Origin of the sequence: Micromonospora sp. NPDC049799, assembly GCF_040656655.1 — a bacterium.
Taxonomy (GTDB): domain Bacteria; phylum Actinomycetota; class Actinomycetes; order Mycobacteriales; family Micromonosporaceae; genus Micromonospora.
In genome coordinates this window covers 1-10,169 of sequence record NZ_JBFAMU010000160.1, presented here as the reverse complement: position 1 = coordinate 10,169, position 10,169 = coordinate 1, and the positions used below count along the sequence as shown (strand labels likewise).

The window sequence follows — 10,169 nt, the reverse complement described above, 5'->3', positions numbered from 1 at the left end:
CGGAGTCGGAGCGCCAGCGGAGCGACGGACGCGCGCCCAGGCGGCGGCGCGTGCGGCCCGTTGCGGGCCGCCTTGAAGACGTACAGAAAGTTTGAACGGGGATTCTGGGAGGGTGTCTTGTCCTGTCACGGGACATGCTTGACACTTGCGTCCCACCACATGCTTGACGCCTGCTCTGCGCAGGGAGTGATGGCTACCGGGCCGGGTCGGTCACCAGCGTGGGTGTGCGGTCGGCGAGGTCCCGCAGTACTGCCGCGGTAGTGGTGGCCTTCATGCGCTCCAGCTCGTCGGCGGTGATTCCGACGACGGTCAAGAACCTTGCCGAGCCGTAGGGCGAGGCGATGGGCGGCAACTCTGGGTCGGCAGCGAACGCGACTGCGGTGAGCCGGGTGTTCGCTTCGCCAGTGATCGGTCCAGCCGGGTCCAGTCGGTGGCCTTCGGCGAAGGGTCGCCCGCTGTCGAACACGTAGTTCACCAGCCGCTCTAGCAGGCGTAGGGCCCACGCGGGCGGCTGATCGGCATCCATGGGAACCCTCATGGTCAGCTCGCATCCCCAGCCGCTGACGTCCTGGTCGTCGCTTTCCTTGGCGAACAGTTCCGTCATTCCGAACGTCACCAGCAACCAGTAACCGTCGGACCGGTATGCGCTCAAGCCGTAGAGGCCGGCCTGCCCAGGGAGGATGTTCGACCCCCAGTGCAGGGGGTTGGTGTCCTTCACCCTGGTCGCTACTGCCGCCTCAATCGCGTCCCAGCCCGGAGCCTCGTCTGCACTATCGACCATGAGCTTTCCCCGCTTCGGCTCGTCCAGCCCGCTCACACGGCGTAGCCAGGCTAGGTCACTTGTCAAGCATGAGCTGGGACGGATCCGTCAAGCATGTGGTGGGACTAGACATTCTGGGAGGGTGTCCCCGCCGGCCGGGCCTGACCCGACTTTGAACTGGCTCCGTGCCCTCATGTGGACCCGTCGACCCGGTTGGCGGGGGCACCTCTCTCGGCACCTGCACGGGCCGGCGTGGTGACCTGATTAGGAGCTCGGGTTCGTCCCTCATCCCCGTTCTGTCCAACGTTCTCCTCGTGCGCGGTAGTCGAGCCATGCCGTCAATGCAGCAGGCAGGAGGCAGCGTGAGCGAGGACCAGGACGTGACCGTCGGGGTCGACACGCACAAGGACGTGCACGTCGCGGCGGTGTTGGACCAAACCGGCCGGGTGTTGGACAACAGAGGCTTTCCGACGACGATGCGCGGCTACGCGCAGCTGGCCACCTGGGCTGAGTCCTTTGGCACGGTTGCCAAGGTCGGCCTGGAAGGCAGCGGCAGTTACGGCGCCGGGTTGCTGCGGTTCCTGACTGACTACGGCCTGACCGTGGTTGAGGTCGACCGCCCGGACCGCTCCACCCGCCGCCGGATCGGCAAGACTGACACCATCGACGCCGAGTCCGCCGCCCGGGCAGTCATCTCCGGCCGAGCCAGCGGCACTCCGAAGACCCGTCACGCCCAGGTCGAGATTATCCGGGCTCTGCGCGTCGCCCGCCGCGGAGCGATGAAGGCTCGGATTCAGGCCGGAGGCCAGGTCGAATCGCTCATCGTCTCGGCCCCCGAACCCGTGCGACAACTGGTGCGCGGGCTGGCCGGCAAGAAGCGCATCCGCGTCTGCGCCGCTCTCAGGCCCGGCACGGTGTCTGACCCGGCGACCGCCACCAAGCTCGCGCTGCGCAGCCTCGCCCGACGCTGGCTCGCCCTCCAGTCGGAGATCGACGACCTCGACAGCCACCTGGCCGCCCTCGTCACCGCCGCCGCCCCGGATCTGGTCGCGCTGCCTGGCGTCGGTATCGACACCGCCGGGCAACTGCTCGTCACCGCCGGCGACAACCCCCACCGCTTGCACTCCGAAGGGGCTTTCGCCCGGCTCTGCGGCGTCGCCCCCATCCCCGCCAGCTCCGGGCGGACCGACCGCCACCGCCTGCACCGTGGCGGCGACCGCGACGCCAACCGCGCCCTCTGGCGCATCACCCTGGTCCGCATGCGCTGCCACCAGCCCACCAAGGACTACGTCACCCGCCGAACCGCAGAGGGCAAGACCAAGACGGAGATCATGCGATGCCTCAAGCGCTACATCGCCCGCGAAGCCTTCACCCACCTCGCACCTCGCCCGACAGAGCAGGCACCATGGCCCGTGCGACTACTGACGGCAGACGAGTTCACCGCCACGATCGGGACACCCCCAACACCAGTCGACGTCGATGAACCTCCTCCGTTCGACTTCTGGCCCTACTACGACGCCATCCCCCATGACCACTTCGCCGGCCACGACTTCAGCCGGGAGGAGGTGACGAACGTCTGGCAGATGCCCGACGACATCCATCAGCACGTCCTCATCGCGTCCGGGACCCCGAACGTCTTCATGGCGCTCGTGCTCAATCTCCGGACAGCCTCAGTGCTCGGCCACCACCTGCTCGACCTCAACGAGCTCTACGGGCTCAGTCAGCCACCCATGACAGCTTGACGAACAATAGGAGCGTCCGCTACACGCACTCGACAGCTGAGCGGGACCGCCGGGTGTTGAAATCCTTCGCTGCCTTCTCGCTGCCTCCGGGCAACGACTGACCCTCGGATACGAGTCAAGGCCCCTCGATTGAGGGGCCTTGAGCTTGCCATATTCATGGTGGGCGATACTGGGATCGAACCAGTGACCTCTTCGGTGTGAACGAAGCGCTCTCCCGCTGAGCTAATCGCCCTCAGCGCCGATGACTCTACCTGATCGTGTGACCGGACCAAAAACCCGGGGGCGTCAGTTCGTCGCCAGGTACTTCAGCGCCTGCGCCACCAGGTCGATGCCGAGGCTGTACTTGAGCGACAGCCACACGACCGCCGACACGAACACCAGCCCGACCCCACCCAGCACGAACCGCACTCCGAGCGACTGTCGCGTCACCCACTGCGTCCAGCCGTGCACGTGCCGTCGGGTGAAGGCCAGCAGCCGGCGGGCCCAGTGGAACTCGACGGCCCAGATGCCGAGGCCGGCGATCACCAGCAGCCACCCGGGTCCGGGCAGCGGGATCAGCGCGATGCCGATCGTCACCACGAGGGCGCCGGCGATGGCGATGAAGATCTTGAGGGCGACCCGGCCGGTGGGATTGGCTCGGATCAACTCGAGGGTCGTCGACACCTGCTGCCGCCAGCGTGGACGGCTACGCCGTTCCGCCACGGCAAGGCCACCCCCCTGCTCCTGGACCGGCCGTCCAGGCCGGTCACGCTGCTCCTTCGGCACCCCGTACCCCCGCTTTTCGGCTGAGCAAACCGCGACGTTCGGTGGGCTTGGCGCGGTCATCCTCTCCATTGAGGATCGCTTCGTCACCATTTCCACCCCCAGTGTGGCGCGCGCCCGTCACTGCAACGGCCGACTGGACGTTACCGGAGTAAGTCGTCGACTGAGCCACCCGATGCCGGGCGGGACCAACGCACTGGGCAGAACCGGAAATCCTACATGAATCCTCACATTCACGCGGCCTTTCCGACCCCCTTCCCACCACTGGGTGAAGTCAGCGTATGGCGGAGCGTAGCCAGGAGTAGCACCTGAGTATGGGAAAAGCGGGACACGCGCGTTCCGCAGCGGTGCCGGGGGGAGATCGTCCATGAGTGTCATCCGACCGACGACCGTAGAGGTCGAGACGTCGCTAAGGCTCGTCGCACCTGACGCCACGGCCTTGCCGGTGCGTGCCAGTCTGCGTTACGACCCAGCTGATCCGTACGCGGTTCATGTCCTGTTCCATGCCGAATCGGCCGGGGGCGAGGCAGTCAGCTGGTCCTTCGCCCGTGAACTGCTGGTGACCGGTCTCGACGAGCCGGCCGGCATCGGCGACGTGCGGGTCTGGCCCTGGGCCACCCCGCGCGGCGACTTCGTCGCCCTGGCGCTGTCGTCGCCCGACGGCAACGCCCTCTTCGAGGTGCCGCGGAGCGTACTCGTGCGCTTCCTGCGGCGGACCTACGTCGTGGTGCCACGCGGCCGCGAGGCCGAGCACCTCGACGTCGACACGGCGGTGAACCGGCTGCTCGCCGGTCGCTGAACGACCGGGCAACCGGCCACACCGGGGCCGCGCGGATCTGCCGAGTCCGCGCGGCTCCGGCTACCCGGGGGTACGCGCACAGCGTCCCGCCCCCGGTGGTGCTCAGCCGTGGGTGGTGATGCCACCGTCCACCGGGATGACGGCACCGGTCAGGTAGGCCCCGGCGCGCGACGACAGGTAGATCGCGGTGCCCGCCATGTCCTCCGGCCGGCCGATGCGGCCCAACGGCACCTGCGCCGCGATGGCCGCACGCGACCCGGGGTCCCCCAGCGCGAACGCCATCATCTTGCTCTCGAACGGTCCGGGCGCGATCGCGTTGACGGTGATCTGCTCGCCGGCGAGCTGGTGTGCCAGGCTGCGGGTGAGCATGTGCACGGCCGCCTTCGTGGCGGAGTACGCGTACACCTCCATGAACGGGACGCGCAGGCCGTCGACGGACCCGATGTTGATGACGCGGGCGGGGTCGTCGGCGCTGGCGCCGGCGCGCAGGGCCGGCAGCAGCGCGGTGGTGAGCCGGAAGACGGCCTTGACGTTGACCGCCCAGAGCTTGTCGAACGCGGCCTCCGGGTACGACTCCAGGGGTGCGCCCCAGGTCGCGCCCGCGTTGTTGACCAGGACGTCGAGCTTGTCGACCCGTTCCCGGACGGCGGCGGCGAGCCCCTGTGCGCCCTCGTCGTTGCCGAGGTCGGCCGGGATCGCCTCGCACCGGCCCTCGGTGGAGAGCTCCTTGGCGACCGCCTCGCAGACGTCGGCCTTGCGGGACGAGATGATCACGTGCGCCCCGGCCCGGACGAAGCCCTGCGCGATCATCAGGCCGATACCCCGTGAACCACCGGTGACCAGGACCGTCTTACCGTCGACCGAGAACAGATCCGTCATGTCCATCCCATCGTGTCGTCCACCGCCGCAGGCGGGCCCGAACCGGAGCTACCGCCCGGTAACGTAGCCCGGCCGCCGAAGCGAGAACAACCCCCGGCCGGGATGCAATGGCCGTGACCTCGGGCTACCGTCGCAGGTGATGGTCCCTCCCGGTCAGCTCACCCCCGTTCCGCTCCCCGGCGCTGGCGCCGGCGCAGCCCCGATCGACACCTGCACGCTGGGTGATCTCGCGCCCGGTCCCGGGTGGCGGCGCCCGGTGCTGGTGGACCGCGACCTGCTGGTCCTGACCACCGGCGGCCACGGCACGGCGGACCTGGACTTCCGTCCGCTTCCCTGCCGGCCCGGCACCCTGCTGCGGGTTCGCGCCGGGCAGGTGCTGCGCTGCACCGTCCCTCCCCTGGACGCCACGGTGGTGCGCTGGGACGCCGAGGCGCTGCGCGGGTTCGAGGTGGATCTCGACGCGGTCCCGCCGTGGCGGCAGCTCGTCGGCGAGGACGAGGACGCGGTGATCAACGAGGTGACCCAGCTCGCCGTCGACGCTCACCGGCACCGGGACGTACCCGCCGCCCAGGCGCTGCTCCGTCACCAACTCGCCGTCCTGCTGCTGCGGCTGTCGCTGCTTCCCGGCGTCGCGCCGTCGACCGCGCCGCGCGCCGAGGCGGCCACCTACCAACGGTTCCGCCGGGAGGTGGAACGCGGCTACCCGCACAGCCGCCGCGTGGAGGACTACGCGGCCCAGCTCGGCTGCTCGGTGCGGACGCTGACCCGCGCCTGCCTGGCCGTCACCGGCCGCAGCGCCAAGCAGGTGCTCGACGAGCGGGTGGCGCTCCAGGCCAGCCGGCTGCTGGCGGCCACCGACGAGCCGATCGCCGGGATCGGTCGCCGGCTGGGCTTCACCGAGCCCACCAACTTCGGCCGGTTCTTCACCCGGGAGGTCGGCTCCAGCCCCGGTGCCTTCCGCGCCGCCCGCGACCAGCCTCTGACCGGAGCCGCCCGGCCCGCCGCGGGACAGCCCGCGCCGCCCGGGTCCGCACCGCCCGAGCCCGGCGACCGGACTCCCCCACCGGCCGCCGCACCGGCGACGTCCCCGGCCGGCGGGAAGAAGCCGACGAACGGGCGGCTCGTGCGTCCGCGCCCACCTGCCGACGCGACGGGCACCCGCCGCCCGGCATGATGGCAGGGTGCAGATCTCCGCGCGCGGCGACTACGCGGTACGGGCGGCGCTGAGCCTCGCCACCGCGTACCCTCGCCTGCTCTCCACCCAGGCCATCGCGGCGGAGCAGGACATGCCCCGCAAGTTCCTGGAGGCGGTCCTGGCCGACCTGCGCCGGGGCGGCATCGTCCGGGCGCAGCGCGGCGCGGAGGGTGGCTACACCCTGGCGCGTCCACCGCGGGAGGTGACCGTCGGCGCGGTGCTGCGGGCGGTCGAGGGCCCGCTGGCCGGGGTGCGCGGCCTGCGCCCGGAGGAGACCCGGTACGAGGGCTCGGCGGAGAACCTGCCCGGGCTCTGGGTGGCCGTCCGCGCGGCGGTGCGCCGGGTCGTCGACGAGGTCAGCCTCGCCGAGATCGTCAGCGGACGTCTTCCCGCGCACGTCCGGAAGTTGACGGCGCTGCCGGACGCCTGGGAGCCACGCTGATGCCGACCCCGACCCTGCGCACCGACCGGTTGGTGCTCCGGGCGTACCGGCCGGACGACGCGGAGGACTTCGTCGCCCTGCTCAGCGACGCGGAGGTGGGCCGCTTCATGGGCGACGGGCCGCTGGCCACGCAGGAGGCGGCGGAGCTGTTCGGCCGGGTGTTCACCGTGGTCTACGCCGAGGACCTCTTCGACGTCTGGGCGGTGCACCACGACGGCCGGTACGTCGGGCACGCCGAGATCAAGCGGACCGACCAGGTCGACGGCCACGAGATCGTGTACGCGCTGGCGAAGCCGGCCTGGGGTGCCGGCCTCGGCACCGAGCTGGCCCGGGCCCTCGTCGCGTACGGGTTCGACACCCTCGGCCTACCGCGGGTGCACGCCACCGTCGCCGACGCCAATCGGGCCAGCCTCGCCCTGCTGACCCGGGTCGGCTTCGTCCACGAGCGCGACATCGCCGAGGCCGACGGCAGCACCACCCGCGTCCTCACCGCGCATGCCCCGGATCCGGTCTAGAGCGGCACCAGCGGGGCCGTCCACCCTGGATCGGGCCCGGTTTCGCGATTCGTGGTTCCGGGCATGTTCACGTTCGACAGGGCAGGGAAGGGAAATTGAAGGGAGCCACGCGATGGGTCTGATGTTCCGCAAGCGCAAGAAGTACGGCCCGATCATCCTCAACTTCACCGAGAACGGGTTCTCGTCCTGGAGCATCAAGATCGGTCGCTGGTCCTGGAACTCCAGGGCCAAGGCGCACCGGGTGGACCTGCCGGGCCCGCTGTCCTGGAAGCAGGACAAGAACCGGGCGTGACGTCCCGAAGTCGAACGGGGTGCCGGTGTCTCACCGGCACCCCGTTCGACTTCGTTCGCCGTTCGGGACGATCCGGCGGGACGGTCGGCGGACAATCGCCGCATGACCCAGGGCCGGCGCGCACGCCGCGAACGCCGCAACGCGCTGCTGACCTGCCTGCTGCTCGTGGTCGTCTACTTCGTGGTCCCGGTCGAGGCGGATCCGAACGGCCTGCGGCTCGCGCTGCGCAGCGCCGGCACGCTCGTGCTGGTGGTCGTGGTGGCGTGGCTGGTGACCAGTCAGGTACGCCGGCAGCTCCGGGTCGACACACCCTTCGGTGAGCCGGAGGTGCGGGCGCTGAACCGGCTTGCGGTCACGCTGGTCGCCGGGCTGCTGGTCTTCGCCCTCGCCGACTACGTGCTCGCCCGCAGCTCCCCGGACGAGTTCGTCAACCTGCGCACCAGGATCGACGCACTCTACTTCGCCCTGGCCACCCTCACCACCATCGGGTACGGCGACGTGCACGCGCAGGGGCAGGTCGCCCGGTTGGTGGTCTGCGCGCAGATGGTGTTCAGCATCGGGGTGATCGCCACCGGGGCGTCGATCGTGGTCAGGCAGCTGATGCAGGCGCCGCGGCGGTGACGACCACGTCCCCGCCCAGCCGGCCGTGCTCCGGGTCGCGGGTCACCGCGCCCGAGGCGAGCAGCCCGGTCAGCGCCCGGACCGCGTCGGCCGCCCGGTAGACGGTCGAGGTGAGCGCGTACCGGCGCAGCTCCGTCACCGTACGCGGACCGGAGCGGGTCAGTTCGGCCAGCAACTCCCGGCGCAGCGGTCCGGGCTCCGGGTCGGCCGCGATGTCCAGCACCCGGCCGGCGGGGTCGGCCGGGTCGCGGTAGCGCACCCCGGCGTACTCGTCGACCGCCCACAGCGCCTCCTTGAACGCCTCCAGGCTCCGGTCGAACCCGGTGGCGAAGGCGAGCCGGCGCGCGGGCGTGCCGTCGGTGGGTACCAGATCGACCTCGGTGACCAGCGGAAACCCGGCGTCGGCGAGTGCCGGCCGGGTCGGGGGCACCGGGCCGGAGGAGACCAGGAGCACCTCGGCCGGCCGGCCGCCGGCGGCGCCCCGCAGCACCGCCGGGTCCACCGGCCCGTCCACGTACGACAGCAGGGGCGCGCCCGCCGCGCCGGCCGCCTTCAGGGCGACCGGCAGCCGGTCCGGCCCACCGGGCACCAGGTGTACGGCAACCTCGCTCGGCAGGGCCGCCTCCGCGACGCCCAGCCGGGCCGCCAGCTCCGTCCCCCCGCCGGCGAGCACCACCACGGTCAACTGTCGACCGCGTAACCGGTCGGCGTACTCGGCCACGGCGCCCAGGGCGGCCTCCGGCGTCCCTGAGTCGTCACCGTCGTACGCCAGGACGACGGTGGCCCGCCGCGCGCGGTGGGCGACGCCCGGCAACCAGACCTCGAGGTGTCGGACGAGCAGTTCGCGCAGGACGGCGTCGGTCGGCATGCTGCCGTTCTACCCCACCCGCCCGCCGCGTGGACGGGCGGAGGGGCAACCCGCCGCGTGTCAGGCGGGGACGGAGATGCCGACGCCGCCGCGGGTCTGGCCGCCGTAGCGCCGGCGTTCGGCGTCCAGGTCGAGGCGGCCGATGCGCTTGCGGGCGGTGAGGGCGGTCTCGTCGAGGAGCGCGGCCGGCACCAGCCAGACGATCTCGAACTCCAGCCCGTCGGGGTCCTGCCCGTAGAGGCTCTTGGTGGTGCCGTGGTCGGAGCTGCCGACCAGGGCGCCGGCGGCGGCGAGCCGCTGGGCGGTGGCGGCCAGTTCGTCGAGGGTGTCGACCTCCCAGGCCAGGTGGTACAGGCCGACGGTGGAGCGGCCGGCGGCGGAGCGACCGGCGGCGGCACCGATCTCGAACAGGCCGAGGTCGTGGTCGTTGGTGGAGTCGGGGGCCTGGAGGAAGGTGGCGCCCCGGAAGCCGTCCGGCGTCATCGCGACCGGGCGGAAGCCGAGCACGTCACGGTAGAAGGCGACGCTGCGCTCCAGGTCGCCGACGTAGAGGACGGCGTGGTTGAGACGGTGGATTCCCATGCCACCGACGGTACGCCGATTTTGTTGAGCGTTCAACTAACTGCCGTATGATGGGCGTCATGACCCGTTGGCTGGACCCGGACGAGCAGCGCACCTGGCGGGCGTTCCTGACCGCCTCCCGGGGCCTGATGGAGACGCTCGACCGCGAGCTGCAACGCGACGCGGGAATGCCGCACGCCTACTACGAGATCCTGGTTCGCCTCTCCGAGGCACCCGACCGGCGGCTGCGGATGAGCGACCTCGCCCAGGTCAGCGGCTCGTCGCGCAGCCGCCTCTCGCACGCGGTGAGCCGCCTGGAGGCGGCCGGCTGGGTGCGCCGCGAGGACTGCCCCACCGACCGGCGCGGGCAGGTCGCGCTGCTCACCGACGCGGGCTTCGCGACCCTCGCGGCCGCCGCGCCCGGGCACGTGGAGGGCGTACGCCGGCACCTGTTCGACGCGTTGAGCCCGGCCCAGGTCGACCAGCTACGCCGGATCAGTGAGGCCCTCGCGGACCATCTCCGGGAAACCTGACCGGCGCGGGTCTTGTACTTACCGTCGTCGGATGAGCACGATGGGGCGTGCCCTCCGGCTTCGGTGACCTGACTGACCAAGCGCACCACCTGGTGTCCACCGGCGACCTCGCCGGCGCCCAGCGGCTTCTCGCCGACGCGCTGACCGACGCCGACCCGCGCCCGGCCAACGCCACGCCCGAGCTGGCCGAGGCGGCCGGC

12 protein-coding genes, 1 tRNA gene and 1 pseudogene are annotated in these 10,169 nt (G+C 71.3%); 8 read left to right on the top strand and 6 right to left on the bottom strand.

Going from position 1 to position 10,169, the window contains the following annotated elements:
• Positions 1–193: 193 nt before the first annotated feature.
• Positions 194–817: a suppressor of fused domain protein gene (locus AB0I76_RS14615; RefSeq protein ID WP_357034643.1), complete on the bottom strand. Its 624-nt coding sequence runs from the start codon at positions 815–817 to the stop codon at positions 194–196.
• A 284-nt stretch (positions 818–1,101) separates the two neighbouring features.
• Here AB0I76_RS14615 and AB0I76_RS14610 point away from each other — a divergent pair.
• Positions 1,102–2,139: pseudogene (locus AB0I76_RS14610) on the top strand (IS110 family transposase); the annotation flags it as partial.
• A 520-nt stretch (positions 2,140–2,659) separates the two neighbouring features.
• On the opposite strand, the gene AB0I76_RS14605 reads toward AB0I76_RS14610, so the two are convergent.
• Positions 2,660–2,734, bottom strand: a tRNA-Val gene (locus AB0I76_RS14605).
• A 53-nt stretch (positions 2,735–2,787) separates the two neighbouring features.
• The gene (locus tag AB0I76_RS14600) at positions 2,788–3,336 is read right to left on the bottom strand and encodes a TIGR02611 family protein (RefSeq protein ID WP_357034641.1); all 549 of its coding nucleotides are present in this window, start codon (positions 3,334–3,336) and stop codon (positions 2,788–2,790) included.
• 295 nt (positions 3,337–3,631) lie between these two features.
• Between AB0I76_RS14600 and AB0I76_RS14595 the strand changes: the two genes are divergently transcribed.
• Positions 3,632–4,063, top strand: a complete 432-nt coding sequence (locus AB0I76_RS14595) for an SsgA family sporulation/cell division regulator (protein ID WP_007457244.1) — start codon at positions 3,632–3,634, stop codon at positions 4,061–4,063.
• 102 nt (positions 4,064–4,165) lie between these two features.
• Here the strand turns inward: AB0I76_RS14595 and AB0I76_RS14590 are convergent, their stop codons facing one another.
• Positions 4,166–4,942: an SDR family oxidoreductase gene (locus AB0I76_RS14590; RefSeq protein ID WP_357034638.1), complete on the bottom strand. Its 777-nt coding sequence runs from the start codon at positions 4,940–4,942 to the stop codon at positions 4,166–4,168.
• Positions 4,943–5,081: 139 nt separating this feature from the next.
• Here AB0I76_RS14590 and AB0I76_RS14585 point away from each other — a divergent pair, with 139 nt between their 5' ends.
• The 5 genes from AB0I76_RS14585 to AB0I76_RS14565 all read left to right on the top strand — a co-directional run bounded on the left by AB0I76_RS14585 (position 5,082) and on the right by AB0I76_RS14565 (position 8,007).
• On the top strand, positions 5,082–6,116 hold the full coding sequence (locus AB0I76_RS14585; protein WP_357034636.1) for an AraC family transcriptional regulator: 1,035 nt from the start codon (positions 5,082–5,084) through the stop codon (positions 6,114–6,116).
• Positions 6,117–6,123: 7 nt separating this feature from the next.
• Positions 6,124–6,579, top strand: coding sequence for an Rrf2 family transcriptional regulator (locus tag AB0I76_RS14580; RefSeq protein WP_357034634.1), 456 nt, complete (start codon positions 6,124–6,126; stop codon positions 6,577–6,579).
• Positions 6,579–7,094, top strand: coding sequence for a GNAT family N-acetyltransferase (locus AB0I76_RS14575; protein WP_357034632.1), 516 nt, complete (start codon positions 6,579–6,581; stop codon positions 7,092–7,094). Before AB0I76_RS14580 ends, AB0I76_RS14575 begins: the two co-directional genes overlap by 1 nt.
• 112 nt (positions 7,095–7,206) lie before the next feature.
• A complete protein-coding gene (locus AB0I76_RS14570; protein WP_357034630.1) occupies positions 7,207–7,386 on the top strand; it encodes a DUF4236 domain-containing protein in 180 nt (59 codons plus the stop codon).
• 102 nt (positions 7,387–7,488) lie between these two features.
• A complete protein-coding gene (locus AB0I76_RS14565) occupies positions 7,489–8,007 on the top strand; it encodes an ion channel (protein WP_357034628.1) in 519 nt (172 codons plus the stop codon).
• Here the strand turns inward: AB0I76_RS14565 and AB0I76_RS14560 are convergent.
• Together AB0I76_RS14560 and AB0I76_RS14555 are read right to left on the bottom strand one after the other, a co-directional pair.
• Positions 7,976–8,875, bottom strand: a complete 900-nt coding sequence (locus AB0I76_RS14560; protein ID WP_357034626.1) for a hypothetical protein — start codon at positions 8,873–8,875, stop codon at positions 7,976–7,978. The two genes, AB0I76_RS14565 and AB0I76_RS14560, sit on opposite strands and share 32 nt — an antisense overlap.
• A 60-nt stretch (positions 8,876–8,935) precedes the next feature.
• A complete protein-coding gene (locus AB0I76_RS14555) occupies positions 8,936–9,457 on the bottom strand; it encodes a VOC family protein (protein WP_357034624.1) in 522 nt (173 codons plus the stop codon).
• Positions 9,458–9,507: 50 nt separating this feature from the next.
• Here AB0I76_RS14555 and AB0I76_RS14550 point away from each other — a divergent pair, with 50 nt between their 5' ends.
• Complete coding sequence (locus AB0I76_RS14550) at positions 9,508–9,969, top strand: MarR family transcriptional regulator (protein WP_357034622.1); 462 nt, start codon at positions 9,508–9,510, stop codon at positions 9,967–9,969.
• Positions 9,970–10,169: the final 200 nt, after the last annotated feature.

What these genes read in the sequence shown, in the direction of transcription:
- AB0I76_RS14565 (WP_357034628.1), top strand. Translation starts at nt 7,489, where the DNA reads ATGACCCAGGGCCGGCGCGCACGCCGCGAACGCCGCAACGCGCTGCTG.
- AB0I76_RS14590 (WP_357034638.1), bottom strand. Translation starts at nt 4,942, where the DNA reads ATGACGGATCTGTTCTCGGTCGACGGTAAGACGGTCCTGGTCACCGGT.
- AB0I76_RS14570 (WP_357034630.1), top strand. Translation starts at nt 7,207, where the DNA reads ATGGGTCTGATGTTCCGCAAGCGCAAGAAGTACGGCCCGATCATCCTC.
- AB0I76_RS14600 (WP_357034641.1), bottom strand. Translation starts at nt 3,336, where the DNA reads ATGGAGAGGATGACCGCGCCAAGCCCACCGAACGTCGCGGTTTGCTCA.
- AB0I76_RS14555 (WP_357034624.1), bottom strand. Translation starts at nt 9,457, where the DNA reads ATGGGAATCCACCGTCTCAACCACGCCGTCCTCTACGTCGGCGACCTG.
- AB0I76_RS14595 (WP_007457244.1), top strand. Translation starts at nt 3,632, where the DNA reads ATGAGTGTCATCCGACCGACGACCGTAGAGGTCGAGACGTCGCTAAGG.
- AB0I76_RS14575 (WP_357034632.1), top strand. Translation starts at nt 6,579, where the DNA reads ATGCCGACCCCGACCCTGCGCACCGACCGGTTGGTGCTCCGGGCGTAC.
- AB0I76_RS14560 (WP_357034626.1), bottom strand. Translation starts at nt 8,875, where the DNA reads ATGCCGACCGACGCCGTCCTGCGCGAACTGCTCGTCCGACACCTCGAG.
- AB0I76_RS14585 (WP_357034636.1), top strand. Translation starts at nt 5,082, where the DNA reads ATGGTCCCTCCCGGTCAGCTCACCCCCGTTCCGCTCCCCGGCGCTGGC.
- AB0I76_RS14550 (WP_357034622.1), top strand. Translation starts at nt 9,508, where the DNA reads ATGGGCGTCATGACCCGTTGGCTGGACCCGGACGAGCAGCGCACCTGG.